12 protein-coding genes and 3 riboswitches are annotated in these 14,757 nt (G+C 36.7%); of the genes, 4 read left to right on the forward strand and 8 right to left on the reverse strand.

Going from position 1 to position 14,757, the window contains the following annotated elements; all coding sequences use genetic code 11:
• Positions 1-8: 8 nt before the first annotated feature.
• The 4 genes from NST49_RS00760 to NST49_RS00775 form a co-directional block, all read right to left on the reverse strand.
• Positions 9-662: a riboflavin synthase gene (locus NST49_RS00760; RefSeq protein ID WP_341046495.1), complete on the reverse strand. Its 654-nt coding sequence runs from the start codon at positions 660-662 to the stop codon at positions 9-11.
• 27 nt (positions 663-689) lie between these two features.
• Positions 690-1,778: a bifunctional diaminohydroxyphosphoribosylaminopyrimidine deaminase/5-amino-6-(5-phosphoribosylamino)uracil reductase RibD gene (gene ribD / locus NST49_RS00765; RefSeq protein ID WP_341046497.1), complete on the reverse strand. Its 1,089-nt coding sequence runs from the start codon at positions 1,776-1,778 to the stop codon at positions 690-692.
• A 125-nt stretch (positions 1,779-1,903) separates the two neighbouring features.
• A riboswitch (FMN riboswitch) is annotated at positions 1,904-2,019 on the reverse strand.
• Between the two features lie 153 nt (positions 2,020-2,172).
• Positions 2,173-2,287: riboswitch (FMN riboswitch) on the reverse strand.
• 154 nt (positions 2,288-2,441) lie between these two features.
• Positions 2,442-2,556: riboswitch (FMN riboswitch) on the reverse strand.
• A gap of 126 nt (positions 2,557-2,682) precedes the next feature.
• Positions 2,683-3,138, reverse strand: a complete 456-nt coding sequence (locus NST49_RS00770) for a hypothetical protein (RefSeq protein ID WP_341046498.1) — start codon at positions 3,136-3,138, stop codon at positions 2,683-2,685.
• 333 nt (positions 3,139-3,471) lie between these two features.
• Positions 3,472-4,302 carry a MerR family transcriptional regulator gene (locus tag NST49_RS00775; protein ID WP_341046499.1) on the reverse strand — a complete coding sequence of 277 codons (831 nt, stop codon included), beginning with the start codon at positions 4,300-4,302 and terminating at the stop codon, positions 3,472-3,474.
• Positions 4,303-4,464: 162 nt separating this feature from the next.
• On the opposite strand from NST49_RS00775, the gene NST49_RS00780 reads away from it, so the two are divergent.
• Positions 4,465-6,213: an ABC transporter ATP-binding protein gene (locus tag NST49_RS00780; protein WP_341046501.1), complete on the forward strand. Its 1,749-nt coding sequence runs from the start codon at positions 4,465-4,467 to the stop codon at positions 6,211-6,213.
• A complete protein-coding gene (locus NST49_RS00785) occupies positions 6,206-8,020 on the forward strand; it encodes an ABC transporter ATP-binding protein (RefSeq protein WP_089977992.1) in 1,815 nt (604 codons plus the stop codon). The genes NST49_RS00780 and NST49_RS00785 overlap by 8 nt, the downstream gene beginning before the upstream one ends.
• A 76-nt stretch (positions 8,021-8,096) precedes the next feature.
• On the opposite strand, the gene NST49_RS00790 is transcribed toward NST49_RS00785, so the two are convergent.
• Positions 8,097-8,909 (reverse strand): alpha/beta fold hydrolase, encoded by an 813-nt coding sequence (locus NST49_RS00790; RefSeq protein ID WP_187948875.1) that lies wholly within the window; start codon positions 8,907-8,909, stop codon positions 8,097-8,099.
• Between the two features lie 242 nt (positions 8,910-9,151).
• On the opposite strand from NST49_RS00790, the gene NST49_RS00795 reads away from it, so the two are divergent.
• Positions 9,152-9,550 (forward strand): VOC family protein, encoded by a 399-nt coding sequence (locus NST49_RS00795; protein ID WP_341046505.1) that lies wholly within the window; start codon positions 9,152-9,154, stop codon positions 9,548-9,550.
• Between the two features lie 109 nt (positions 9,551-9,659).
• Here the strand turns inward: NST49_RS00795 and NST49_RS00800 are convergent, their stop codons facing one another.
• From NST49_RS00800 to NST49_RS00810, 3 genes are read right to left on the reverse strand one after another with little or no spacing between them, the layout of a single operon-like run.
• The gene (locus tag NST49_RS00800) at positions 9,660-10,418 is read right to left on the reverse strand and encodes an ABC transporter ATP-binding protein (RefSeq protein ID WP_251166313.1); all 759 of its coding nucleotides are present in this window, start codon (positions 10,416-10,418) and stop codon (positions 9,660-9,662) included.
• Between the two features lie 2 nt (positions 10,419-10,420).
• The gene (locus NST49_RS00805) at positions 10,421-11,488 is read right to left on the reverse strand and encodes a FecCD family ABC transporter permease (RefSeq protein ID WP_251166314.1); all 1,068 of its coding nucleotides are present in this window, start codon (positions 11,486-11,488) and stop codon (positions 10,421-10,423) included.
• Between the two features lie 24 nt (positions 11,489-11,512).
• Positions 11,513-12,553, reverse strand: coding sequence for an ABC transporter substrate-binding protein (locus tag NST49_RS00810; protein WP_251166315.1), 1,041 nt, complete (start codon positions 12,551-12,553; stop codon positions 11,513-11,515).
• 678 nt (positions 12,554-13,231) lie between these two features.
• Here NST49_RS00810 and NST49_RS00815 point away from each other — a divergent pair.
• Positions 13,232-14,503: a DEAD/DEAH box helicase gene (locus NST49_RS00815; RefSeq protein ID WP_023176936.1), complete on the forward strand. Its 1,272-nt coding sequence runs from the start codon at positions 13,232-13,234 to the stop codon at positions 14,501-14,503.
• Positions 14,504-14,757 lie beyond the last annotated feature (254 nt).

The raw sequence follows: 14,757 nt of genomic DNA on the forward strand, positions 1-14,757 counted from the left end.
ATTCTGTTCTAAAAGAACCCGTTATCTTTCAAAAATTCTGTCGTTACTTGACTCTCTTGAACTGGCAATTTCGAATCCAAACCTAATAATTTTTCAACATATTTTCCGATCATATCGCATTCAAGATTTACAGCATCTCCTGGTTGCTTATGCAATAGAACGGTCTCTTCACCGGTATGAGGAATGACAGAAACCTTGAACGATTGATTATCAACCGTCACAACTGTCAAACTAACGCCATCAATCGCTATAGAACCTTTCTCAATAATGTAACGCAATAATTTAGGACTTGTTTCAACCGTGATCCAAACGGCATTATCCTCACGCTTCATTTCTCTTATCTTTCCCGTTCCATCGATATGGCCACTAACCATATGGCCACCAAGACGTGTTTCCAAACTTAGTGCTCGTTCCATATTGACATAACTTCCAGGCGTCAATTCTCCTATGTTCGTTCTTATCAAAGATTCAGACATGACGTCCGCTTCAAAAGAATCATTTTCTATTTTTGTTACTGTCAAACAGATGCCATTTGTCGAGATGCTATCCCCGATACGAGTCCCTTGCAATACTTTTTTTCCCTTTATCTTCAATATTGAAGATTTTTCACCTCGTTTGATGGATTGAATCGTTCCCATTTCCTCAATAATTCCTGTAAACATGCTTTTCCTCCAATCGATTGTTTCTCTTTATTTAACAATATAGCTTTCCACAAACAGATCTTCTCCAACCATCACAGGCGTCATTCGATCAATTTTAAACGCATTTTTTAATAATTGGATACCTGCCCCTTCTACAGCGGTTTTAGCCTCTTTTCCTCCAATTATTTTTGGCGCAATATAGGACTGTATTTTGTCCACGATCCCTTCTTCTAAAGCCGAGAAATTCAAATTTGCACCGCCTTCCAGTAAGATACTATCGATTCCTTTAGCTCCTATTACCTTCATTAATTCTCGTAAATCAACTCTTTCACATTTTACTTTAATCACAATCACTTCAATACCCATCTGCTTTAACGTATCTAATTTTTCATTATTGGCTCTTTTCGTGGTAGCCACAATTGTCTTCGCTTTATCTTGTTGGGTTAATACCTTTGAGGCGATTGGGATTCTTAGCTGACTATCGACAACAATTCTAATAGGATTACGGCTGTTTAGTGTTCTAGAAGTTAGTTGTGGGTCATCCTTGATAATCGTTTCTATACCGACCATAATTCCAGCTAATTCATGGCGCAGAGAATGGACTTGTTTTCTAGATGACTCACCAGAAATCCATTGAGATTCGCCTGTCACTGTAGCGATTTTTCCATCTAGAGACATCGCATTTTTCATAACCACAAATGGCTCTTTCGTGACAATGTATTTTATAAAGATCTCATTCAATTTTTGACTCTCTTCTTCTAGTACACCAGTCACTACTTCAATTCCATTGTTACGAAGCCTTTCGATTCCTTTTCCAGCAACTAGTGGGTTTGGATCGAGTGTTCCCACGACTACTCGTTTAATGTTCTTGTCTATCAGTAAGTCTGAACAAGGAGGTGTTTTTCCAAAATGAGAACAAGGTTCTAACGTGACATATAATGTTGCCCCAGTCACATCTTCTTTGGCTGATGCAATAGCATTTACTTCCGCATGGGGCTGTCCATATTTTTGATGATAGCCTTGCCCAATAATTCTTCCACCTTTTACAATGACCGCTCCAACTAAAGGATTAGGAGTTGTCCACCCTTTACCCTTTCTTGCCAATTCCAGTGCCATCCTCATGTATACTTCATCCAATTCTCTCACTCCATTCAAATTAAAAAAGCCCTAAGAATCTACTCTCAGGGCTTTCGTCATTTTTTTACAAGGCTCAACAAATAACTCCGAATACTCTTTACTCGGTTACTGTTGATTTTTGTAAACTTTGTCTTCGCTTTATCCAGACTATCACTGTCGGCTTCGGAATCTAACCGAATCTGCCTTACGGCTCGTGGGCTTTACCACCGGTAGGGACTTGCACCCTGCCCTGGAGACTATTCAATTTTTACTTTTCTACACAAAAAAGCCCCAGACTTTTATATCCAGGGCTTCGACTTATAGTTAAATAAGACTTTCTTATAATTGCTTCACAAATTCAAGACTGCTATCTATCCAAAAAAAGACTATAGCTACCTTAACTTCTCTGCAATTACTTTGTCTTCGCTTTATCCAGACTATACTGTCGGCTTCGGAATCTAACCGAATCTGCCTTACGGCTCGTGGGCTTTACCACCGGTAGGGACTTGCACCCTGCCCTGAAGACTATTTAATTTTTACTTTTCTACACAAAAAAGCCCTCAGATTTTTATATCCAGGGCTTCGACTTATAGCTAAATAAGACTAGTTAATAGTTGCTTCACAAATTCATGACTGCTATCTATCCAAAAAAAGACTATAGCTATCTTAATTTCTCTGCAATTACTTTGTCTTCGCTTTATCCAGACTATACTGTCGGCTTCGGAATCTAACCGAATCTGCCTTGCGGCTCGTGGGCTTTACCACCGGTAGGGACTTGCACCCTGCCCTGAAGACTAATTTACTTTTGTAATGTAAGAATATATTGAAATACAAGAGATGTCAATATTTTTTATATTAATTGTCCGATTACTCTTACTACTAAGAGTACTAAAAGTACTTTTCAAAGGATAAAAATCATTCTTACTTACTTTTTAATTTTTAATAATCTACCTTCACGATAATACAAATCTTGATAATTTAAATCAACTAAGTAGATTTCTTCGATTTCCTTTAAAGGCTCATTTTCATAACTATTTAAACTATACAAAATTATTAACTGGTTACATCCATTTTCAAATTGTTCAAGAATATAACCTTCCAATGCTTTTAATGTGTTTTTGAATTTTGGAGATAGGCTGTCACGTTTCTTAAACGAAGGAAGGTTTGAATCTATCGATGCTACTTGATATTTGGTCTTTTTAAAAAGAAAATGGGAACTAAAATTAAAATAATCGTCAGTATCTTCGCTAATGTTGTTTTCAAAATAAAAATATTCTTTGGTTTCCATTTGAAACTCATTTGGTTGTTGATCTCCTCTTCTGCCATCTATCAAACCAGATCTTAAAGGAGCATCTGCTGCAATGTATAGATATTCTGTCATGCGTTTAAATCCTTTCTGAAAGTAATAAGTAGAAATTATTTTATCTTTTTTAATAATGTTATTAACATCAATAACATTGATTTCCCTAAGAATAACACTTTAGTTTTCAATACAGCAGAAATAGGAAGTTATCGTTGAATAGATTGTGTACACAACTATCAATTGAGTACCATACAGATTACTTAGCAAGGAACTTCCAGTAGGTAAACAAATAATGAGTACCTTATAAGTTGAATAAAAAGAAACTTATGGTGTATATGTACAAACCTCTTAACCAAATTCGGTTCAAAACAGGTTCTATCTTTTGATAGATATTAGATCAGTGAACGGTTACTAATCTACCATTTCAGAATTATTCTCATTTTTATTTTTCACTTTAATCATGACCTTAACCAAATACTTTTCTGGATTTTTTTCTGCAACTTCATCAATGATGTATTCTTCATAGGCATCCCCATCAATCTCATAACCATTTTCTACTAAACCATCCAACATTTTCTGATACAGTTTTTCGGTTTTATTGTAATCACAATAATCATACATGACTGCGTAACATCCTTCAGGCTTTATACTTAACTGATTTTTATCTTCAGTCGATTTATTGATATAAAAATAACTAAAATTTGAAAATTCACCATTGGCCAATTCATTTTTTCCAATAATCGCTCCTATTGGAAAACCTTGGACAATTTGTTGTTGGTCAATAAGTGAATAGAAATCAATGAGGGCTTCATTGTTTTGTTGATTTATTTTTTTACCGATTAGTATCGGTTTCTTTTCTTGCTGGATAAAAGTAAGTTTTCCAACAGTTACTACGTCTGCCAACTTTGTTAACTCTATTCTTTTTTCCAACATATCTTTGTATTGCTGTAACGTACTAATTTTTTTATCAATCTGTTTTTGTTCTTCTAGGAACAACGACAGCATTTTTTCTGGAGTTCGTTCTTGTAAATAGATTTTTATTTCCTTAATTGATTTCCCTAATTCTCTTAAAATGTAAATCACACTAATGGTATCTAATTGTTTTTCCTCATACATTCGATACCCTTTATCTGTAAGCATTTTTGGTGAAAACAAATCGATTTTGTCATAATAAATAAGGGTTTTGCGACTGATTCCAGATAAAGTAGAAAACTGACTGATGGTTAAATATTCCTTTTCCATGTGATTCCTCTCTTTGTGTCCACAGTTTTTGAAAATAAAACTTGACTGTATAGTAGCTATACAGATTATACTGCTATTATTCGATCATTTCAAAGCATAGTTCTTGCTCCTATGCAATTTGAAGTAAGTTTATACGAATAACTAAAAGGAGACATGAACAATATGCATTTATTTTTTACATTTTTAAAGAAAAACAAACTGCTTGTTCTCGTTACAAGCAGCTTAATTTTACTTCAATCCGTAGCAACTCTATTCATTCCTTATTTAATTGCTCAACTCATTGATAAAGGCATTTTAGAAAAAAATACCCACGTCGTTTCTTCTATTGGAATCCAGATGTTGCTTACTATTCTTGTAGGAGCTGTTGTTGGGGTGCTTGGAAGTTACTACACTTCTGAAATTGCTTCACGTTTTGGAAAAGAAACCCGTAAAAAGTTATTTAGAAAAATACAAGATTTGTCACTAAATGACACTAATAAAATAGGTGTGGCCTCTTTAGTCACAAGAACGTCTAGTGATGTTGTCAATATTCAAGAGGTGACGTTATCTCTCTTTCAAATGGTTTTACCGAGTCCATTTATGGCAGTCATTTCTATTGTATTGGCTTATCGGATTTCCCCTATGATGACGGTCATTCCACTTATATCCATCCTTATTTTTATCGGTGTGATTACTGCCGTAATGTTTAAATCCACTCGCTTGATCAATAACATTCAGAAAAAGATGGATAAAATGACAATGCTTGTTAGACAATTTTTTAAAGGCGTAAAAATTATTCGTGCATTTGATAACGCTGAATATGAAAAAAATAAAGTTGATGGTAGTTTTAATGATTTTGCTGCTAACATGATTCGGATCAATAAGTACTTTGCCTTTCTAACACCTGTTGCTTTTAGCCTGAACGCCCTTACGATGATCCCTATTATTTGGGTGGGGAGTTCCTTAGTTGCAGACAACACCATTCAAGTAGGTTCCATTACTGCCGTTATCGGGTACTCAGTCATCACAATGTCTTCATTTATCATGACCGCTTTGATTATGTTTAACATACCTAGAGCAATCGCATCATTAAATAGAATTCAAGAAGTACTGACACTTCAGCCAGAAGTGGAAGATGATAGTCAGTTAAACGAAAAAGTAGATGTTACTGTGCAGCCTGCTTTGTCATTTGAAAATGTAACGTTTCAGTACCAAGGTGCTGACAAATCAGTCCTAGAAGACATGGATTTTTCAATCAACACAGGTGAAGTATTGGCTATCGTTGGTGGAACGGGATCCGGTAAAAGTACGATTGCTAAAATCCTTTTACGGTTCAATGACATTCAAAAGGGTCGCATTTTGATACACGGTACAGATATCAGCAAACTTTCTCAAAAGGACCTTCGTTCATTGATCAGCTATGTCCCACAAAGAGCATTTTTATTTAGTGGAACCATCCAGGATAATATTTTAGATGGGAATAAAGAAGCTACGGTTAATGAATTGAGACATGCAGCTCAGGTTGCTCAGGCCTTACCGTTTATAGAAGAACAGGATCAGCAATTTAATGCCTTGGTAGCTCAAGGAGGAACCAATTTTTCTGGAGGACAAAAACAACGTTTGGCAATCGCACGTGCACTGATAAAGAAATCTCAGATTTATGTATTTGACGATAGTTTTTCAGCACTGGATTATAAAACAGATGCGAAACTAAGAGCCGCTTTAAAACCAGAATTGAAAGACGCGGTAACGTTAATCATTGCCCAAAGAATCAGCACGATCATTGATGCTGATCAAATCATCGTCTTAAACGAAGGGAAAATTGTGGGTAAAGGAACCCATTCAGAATTAATTGAAAAAAATCCTGTTTATCAAGAATTAGCTAAATCTCAAAATATGCTGTCTAAAAGCGAGGTGAAAGAAAATGTCTAAAAAAGAACAAGTGCTTTTAGAAGAACTAGACTCAGAAAAACCAAAAAATCTAAAAAAAGCCGTTCATTATTTTTTCGAACTGCTAATGCTTCAAAAAAAGAAAACCATTCCAGCTATTCTTTCAAACATCATTGGCACATTAGCCTATGTTTCGATTCCTTTAGTTACAGCTCAAGCTATTGATGGACTAATTGAAGCTGTAAAATTACCGGGTACTTCAATGATGGAAAGTATTCGAGCTGCAATCACGGGACCACTTTTAATCTTATTAATCATTGCTGGAATCATATTTATTTGTAATTACTTCCAGGAATATTTAATCGCCTCTGTCAGCGAAGAGGCCAGTCTAACCTTACGAAAGAAAATAACAGCTAAACTAAATAAATTGCCTTTAAATTTTTACGATCAAACACAAGTAGGCGATCTATTAAGTCGAACGACAGCCGATGCAGATAAAGTAGCGAACTTTATTATCATGAGTTTTAATCAGTTTATTAGTTCAATCATCATTGTCATTGTTGGGTTGAGTCTAATGATTTATGTTAGCGGCCGCTTATCCTTGATTATTATTTGTATGATCCTGGTCAATATTATCGTCACGAAAGTCATTTCTAAAAAGAATCAAACGTTATTTGGCGACAATATGTATACCTTAGGAAAATTAAGTGGCGCTACGGAGGAATATTATTCCGGAAACACGATTATTAAAGCTTTTAATAAACAAGAAGAAGTCATTCAAAAAGCCGATCAATTAATCGACGAACAATATAAAGCACATAAAAAGGCCCAATTTGTTAACTTTGCAATCTACCCTATCATGAGAAGCATTACTCAATTGGCGTATATCAGCAGTGCCTTAATGGGCGCTACTTTAGCCATCCAAGGAACGATAACAATCGGATTGCTTCAAGCTTTTCTACAATATGTCAATCAAATTTCAGATCCCATTACAGAAGCCTCTTACGTCGTGAACATGCTTCAAGGTTGTTTAGCAGCCATTGAACGGATTTATGAAGTTTTAGATGCAGAAAATGAAGTTCCTGATATCAAAAAGGCTAATGTAATCGATAATCCTCTTGGCCAAATCGAATTTTCGCATGTCAGCTTTGGCTACAACAAAAACCAATTGATCATGAAAGATGTTAATTTTATTGCAGAACCTAAAAAGACGATTGCCATCGTAGGTCCTACGGGTGCTGGGAAAACAACACTTGTAAACTTATTGATGCGTTTCTACGAAATTAATAGTGGTTCTATTTTATTTGATGGGATCGACACGAACACCCTCACCAGACATGATCTAAGAAAACAGTTTGGTATGGTCTTACAAGATACATGGTTATTTGAAGGAACCATTGCTGAAAATATTAGCTACGGAAAGAAAGACGCTACTAGAGAAGAAGTTATTGCCGCAGCTAAAAAAGCTCAGTGTGACTCTTTTATCCAAACGTTACCAGAAGGTTATGATACGATTATTTCGAGTGAAAATAATATGATCTCTCAAGGACAACAACAGTTGTTAACCATTGCTCGGACCATTTTATCCGATCCGAAAGTCATGATCTTAGATGAGGCCACTTCAAGTATCGATACTAAAACGGAAATTAAAATCCAACAAGCAATTGATCATCTCATGTTGGACAGAACCAGCTTTGTGATTGCCCATCGATTGTCGACAATTAAAAATGCAGACCTCATTTTAGTTATGGACAAAGGGAATATTATTGAAACTGGAAGCCACCATGAGTTATTGGAAAAAGACGGTTTCTATGCTGATCTTTATCAAAGTCAATTCCAATCAGCATAAGTCTACTAGAATTATGTGCAAAATAAATATAGTAGACAAAAAAGCTAGAAACAGGTTCTGTTTCTAGCTTTTTTCGTTAGTTCTTATTTTGAATAAACATCAACATCGTCCGATTCAATTTCTCTGTTTCATCGTGGAAAATCGCGTGTCCGCTCTTTCTAAAGGGCACGACAATAGTTTTAGAAATCAATTGAGTCATTTCTTCCACCACTTCATACGAACAAACAGTGTCTTTTTTACCATGACAAATCAAGGTCGATACCGTAATTTTTTCAAGGTCTTCTCGTACATTCTCATCTCGCATAGCCAGAGCTGAAAGAATCACCCCATAAGAAGAAGACCCTACTGCCAAATTTGTCAGCCAACCTTTATAGGAGACTAAGGTTTTCTCATGAAACAACTTTTTAATAAAGTCTTGGATCAGTTTAGGACGATCAACTTGAATTTGTTCAATCATGGCTGTGATTTCTGACTTTTTAATCCCGATGGAGTAAGCAGGTTTCTTAGCAAATTGCGGAACTGCTGCACTGATTAAGATCAGCTTTTTAATTCCAAATCCCTTATGACGAGCCATGTAACGCGTGGCTACCGCTCCACCCATCGAAAATCCGACCAAAATAGCCTCTTCAATGTGCAGTTCTTCTAAAACTCTCTTAACATCGTCCGCAAATGTGTCGTAGCCGTAATTTTCAATTACTAAATCTGATTCACCAAACCCACGAAAGTCGATTCCAATCATTCGATACCCTCTAGGCAAAAAATAATTGTACTGGTATTCAAACATCTGATGATCAAACGGCCACCCATGTAAGAAAACAATTGGCTGACCATCTCCAACATCTTCCACTGCAATAGACGCATGATTCGTTCCCATAATCATTTTTTTCATCTTAGTTGCCTCCTATTACCTTCTCTACTTAAGTATAATAGAAGTGCTACTTTTTTAACGGGATAAAGCTCAGAGTCTCTCAACATTTTGTCGGTTTTAGCCCTCATTTTTTACTCGCGTAGACTTGGCATAAACCTTATAATGACTAGCGCAATTTAATCTACTATTTTTGACAAAAAAGTTCCCTCGTGAGATGCTTTACTTGTAATAAAATCAGTCTATGAAGAGAATGGAGGATCTTTATGTCAACAATGGTTTTTGTAAATTTCCCTGTATCTGATGTCAACCGCTCTGCTGCATTTTATGAAAAATTAGGTTTTGCTAAAAATAACGAATTCTCAAACGATGAAGCTGTGGCAATGGTTTGGGATGATCACTTTTGGATTATGCTGCTGAATCACGAATTTTATAGCCGTTTCATTAAAGATAAAACAATTGCAAACACTCAAACCACTAGCAGCTCTCTAATTGCATTCAGTCTGGAAAGTGCTGATGCAGTTAAAAAATTTGCTGAAACAGCCAAAGCCAATGGCGGTGATTTCTACAAAGTAGACATGGGGATGTCTGAAAATCAAATGTTTGGACTTGAAGTACAAGATCCAGACGGAAATACCTTGGAGCCCAGTTGGATGGAAATGTAAATAGGTTTGTTCAAAACACTTAAATTACTAAATTGACGCAAAACACCTCTGTCGCATTCAATGTATATGAATGCGACAGAGGTGTTTTTATAAAGACGTTTTCTTATTTTCATAGAAATTCAATGGTTTGTTTACCTGAAATAGGGTTAACATAGGTGTGACAATCCACTTCATACAATTCTTTAATGACCGCTTCTGTTAACACTTCTTCAGGTATTCCCTCTTTAATGATCCGTCCATCTTTCATCGCATACAAATAATCCGTAAAGCGTGCAGCTAGATTCAAATCATGTAAAGCTGCTAATACACCAATAGGCAAAGAACCGACTGTTCTTAAAATACTCAATTGATGTTTGATATCCAAATGATTGGTGGGCTCATCTAAAACTAAAAATTTAGGTTGTTGGACCAAGGTTCTACCTAATATGACCCTTTGCTTTTCTCCACCGGACAGGGATAAGAAACTCCTATCCGCGATTTTTTCCAAGTCCAGTTGAAGAAGAACCTGATTAACAATTTTATAATCTAAAGCATTGTCTCTCTCCATCAAACCTTTATATGGTGAGCGTCCGAGTAATAACATGTCACGGATGGAAAAATCAAAATTGATTTCGTGAAACTGCCCCACAACACCTAATTTTTGTGCGAGCTGTTTATTTGAAAGATCTTGAACATTTTCATCACCCAGAGTAATGACTCCCTTACTGGGTTCAAGTAGTTTAGAAACACTTTTCAATAAAGTCGATTTCCCACAGCCATTCGGTCCGATTACACCTACAAACTGATTTTGACTAACATGCAAAGAAATACCTTCTATAATCTTCTGAGAGGCAATAGATACCGATACGTTATCAATCGTTAAATTCATACTTACCCTCCAAACTCGTAGCCTTTTTTCACAAAAATATAAATGAACAGTGGTGCACCAATTAAAGAGGTTAAAATACCAATAGGCAATTCAACCGTTGGCAGGATAATGCGAGACAAGATATCGCACCATACCATGAATAAGGATCCTGAAAAAACTGATAATGGTAAAAAATACCGATGATTTGACCCGACTATCCCACGGACAATATGTGGGATAATCAACCCTACAAATCCAATCATTCCAGTATTTGCCACAATGACTCCCGTTAAAACCGACGTAATAACGAGATACAATTTGCGGTAAAATTTCAAATTTACTCCAAGCGTAATGGCTGATTCATCGCCTAATAACATAAGATTCAACGTCCGTATTTGGGTTAAGAAAAAGAGCAAACAAACCAGAACAACGGTGGCTATCAAAAGAAGCTTGGACCAACTGGCTCCTACTAAACTTCCCATCATCCAAAAAGTGACGGAACGAATCCCTTCCGCATCGTTAGCAATATAAATAATAAAATTGGAAAAGGCTGTAAAAAGAGCATTTAATACCATCCCGGATAAAATCAATTTGATTGAATTCATTTGTCCAGTAGCGTTCGACAGCAGTAAGACTAGCAGAGCAGCTATCACAGCACCTAAAAATGCCCAAAAAGACAAACCAAATTGAGCCAATATACTGGTTCCACCAAAGCCGATCATGATAGCAAATGTTGCCCCCAGAGAGGCTCCAGAAGAAATACCCAAAATATAAGGGTCTGCGAGTGGATTCTGGACCGTTGTCTGCATGACCGCACCAGCTAAGGATAAGCCCATACCTGTGAGCATCGCTAATAGTACTCTCGGAAAACGAATCTGCCAGATGATATTTTCGAAAGAATCAGAAGAACCTCCCGGTAAGTTATCAATCCTTCCACCTGACAAATTTTTAAGCAGTATCTGAAAAGATTCTTTTAAAGGCACTGCAACTTGTCCGATCGCGACACCGATTCCAACCGAAAAAATAATCAATACAATAAGAAGGAGTAAACACATATAAAATAACTTTCGTTGTTTATCGATGTGGTTCATCAGCTTACTCCCTCCTACTATAAATTAATTTTTTGACTGCATTTCAGCGCTGAGTTGTTCCATACCGGTTAAAATTTGGTACCCATAACTCCAGAACTGATTGTAATCGATCGTATAGATACGGTCTTCTTTGATTGCTGTCAGACTTGAAAGTGCGTCATTTGCTTTCAAATCAGCTAAGCTTTCTTTGGGATCGCGTCCACCAGTATAGTTAACCAATAATAATACATCTGGATCAGCTTCCAATAAAGCTTCCACACTTATTTCTCCCGTTGCATCTGAAAATGTATTTTCTAAACTCATATAGCTTAATGCATCGTTTAAGTAAGTGTCTGCTGCTCCACTGTAAATATCCACATTCGTACCTTCTGCCCCAAAAATATACGCATAATCAAGTGTTTCTTGTTTAGTAGGAATGGCTGCGACGATCGCGTCCATCCGCGTTTGCACATCCGTTGAAAATTGTTGTGCCTTCTCTTCAACCGTAAATAATTTTCCTAACTGATCAATGTCTGTATAGATATCCTCAAAAGTTGCGCCAGTCGTTGATGTCGCTTGAATATACGTCTGAATACCCACGTCATTTAATTCTTCAACTGTTCCTGTTCCCCATTCGGCATTGGCAAACAGTTGCCCACGCCCCACAACGATATCCGGATCAGTACCTACAACTAATTCTTTTCCTACGTATCCTTCTGACAAAACAGGAATGCTAGAGAAATCTTCAGTCACCGCTTCATCCCCTTCACCGTATAAGGCAGCTACGCCTACAATGTCTTCAGCTAATCCAAGTTGGATCAGCAACTCCGCTGTTCCCTGATTATTGGCCACAATCGATTTTGGACTAAATTCGTACGTGATTTCTTTTTCTGAAAATACCGCGCCTTCTGACGATGCAGTGTAATTATCCAACGTTAATGGAAAAGTTGTTTTTTCTGTCTGTTCCATTGACTGTTCATTCGCAGCTGTCTGTTCTTCAGCAGCATTTTTTTCTCCACACGCCCCTAGCAACAAGGTTGAAGCTGTAATAAGACCTAAGTATTTCATTGTTTTTAGTATAGTCATTTTTTCATCTCCAATTATTTTATATTTTTTCTATTCGTTCAGTTCTGCACTTTCATACTTTTATATATTGTCTAAAACCAGATAACTATATAAGACAAATCAAACTTTTTAAATTGATAAGTATCTTCGATTCTAATTATATGATTGAATTTTATTAAAGTAAATAGAAATGTTCAATTATTCACAAATATTTATAGTAAGATTTACTATTCCGATATTTTTCTATTGGTTAATTCAAAAAAAGCCATGTAGACAAACTAAATTCATTAAAATTCTAAATCACATTCTAACTTGGTTAACTTATTATTATTTTCACTTGCGGACACTATTGTCTCATTTTATTGGACAATTGCTGTGGGATAAAAGGAATTTTAAATTTTCATTCAATAAAGTAAAAATTATCATAAGATAACTAGTTACTTTTCCAAAAATAAGTGTTTTTGAAAATCATCTTTATGTAAAAATAAAAACTCTAAAATCCAAAAAAAGGAATAGTGTGACTCTCACTTCCATTTCTGATACAATAGCCCAGTCACGCTATTTCTCAGAGAAATTATATACCTGTTCGGATTAGGTCGATTTTTGAAAGATAGTCAGACTCTCGTATGCTAAACCAACCTAATCCGGAACACATTCACAAAAATTAAATGCATGTATAACATGCCGAGGGAGAACCATTTGTTATTTAATGAATTAGAATTGAACCAACACCTATTGCACGCACTGAAAGAAGCAGGCTATACGAAAGCAACGCCTATCCAAGAAGAAGCCATTCCGCATTTAATGAACAACAAGGACTTGTTGGGCTGTGCCCAGACTGGTACTGGTAAGACAGCTGCCTTTGCCTTACCCATCCTTCAAAATATTATGGAAGAAAAAACAATTGGAAAAGGTGCCATCAAAGCCTTAATCCTTGCTCCTACACGTGAACTTGCCATACAAATCGGTGATAGTTTCCAAACATACGCTAAATACCTTCCATTGAATATCCAAGTAATTTTTGGTGGCGTTTCCCAGAATCCTCAGACAGCCGTGCTGAAACGTGGAACGGATATCCTAATCGCGACGCCAGGCAGACTTTTGGATCTTATCAAACAAGGATTTGTCAAACTGAATCAGGTTGATTTCTTCGTCTTAGACGAAGCCGATATGATGTTGGACATGGGAATGCTACGTGATGTACGCCATATTATCCGCGAATTGCCTAAGAAACGTCAAAGCATGTTCTTTTCAGCAACGATGCCGAATGAAATCGAAAAACTTGCGGGAACTATTTTATCAAACCCGGTAAAAGTGGTGGTCAATCCGGTTTCATCAACTGTTGAAGTCATACAACAGAGCGTTTATCGCGTAGCCAAGACCGAAAAAACTAACCTACTTATCTATCTCTTGAAGAATAAGCAGGTTGAGCGCTCCCTAGTCTTCTCCAGAACCAAGCATGGTGCCAATAAAATCGTCAAAAAACTTCTGCAAGCGGGTTTCTCCGCCGAAGCGATTCACGGCAACAAGTCTCAGAATGCGCGTCAACAAGCTTTAGAAAACTTCAAGACCATGAAAACTAGCGTTCTCGTAGCGACAGACATTGCAGCCCGTGGTATCGATGTGCCTGAGCTTTCGCAAGTTATCCAATTTGACTTGCCTGAAGTTCCAGAAACCTACATTCACCGTATCGGCCGTACAGGACGCGCAGGGCTAGGTGGAAAAGCTATCTCTTTCTGTGATGAAACAGAATCAGACTTGTTGCGCGACATTGAAAAACTTAGTAAGAGGAAAGTTCCAGTCATAAAAGACCATCCTTATCTGTTGAAAGAAGACACTCAATCTCCAACACAGCAGGCGAGAAAAGCTGTTGCCACGCGCAATAATGGAACACGCGCTAAAAGTAAACAAGTTCGAAGAGGCGGTCAAAAATCCGCACAAAGACCTCGTGTACAGACGAAAAACACGTAAAGTAACCGATTGACAAAGGCGTTTTTTGCCACCTCTTATGTGGACTTGCACTTGCATCTAAACTATTACTTCACTGGTCAAGATGATGAAATAAAAAGAGAAGGAAAGAAACCTTCTTCCATCATAAAAGATCGAGGGTTCATGCATTCATTGCATGAACCCTCGATCTTTATCATTGTTAAATCCCTTAAGCTAATGACCTATTAGAGAACCAACTGAATTCGGAATAATTTTGTTCCATTAATACATTCAAA

The sequence above is a fragment of the Carnobacterium sp. FSL W8-0810 genome (genome assembly GCF_038007125.1).
In the GTDB taxonomy this organism is placed as follows: Bacteria; Bacillota; Bacilli; order Lactobacillales; family Carnobacteriaceae; genus Carnobacterium_B; species Carnobacterium_B inhibens.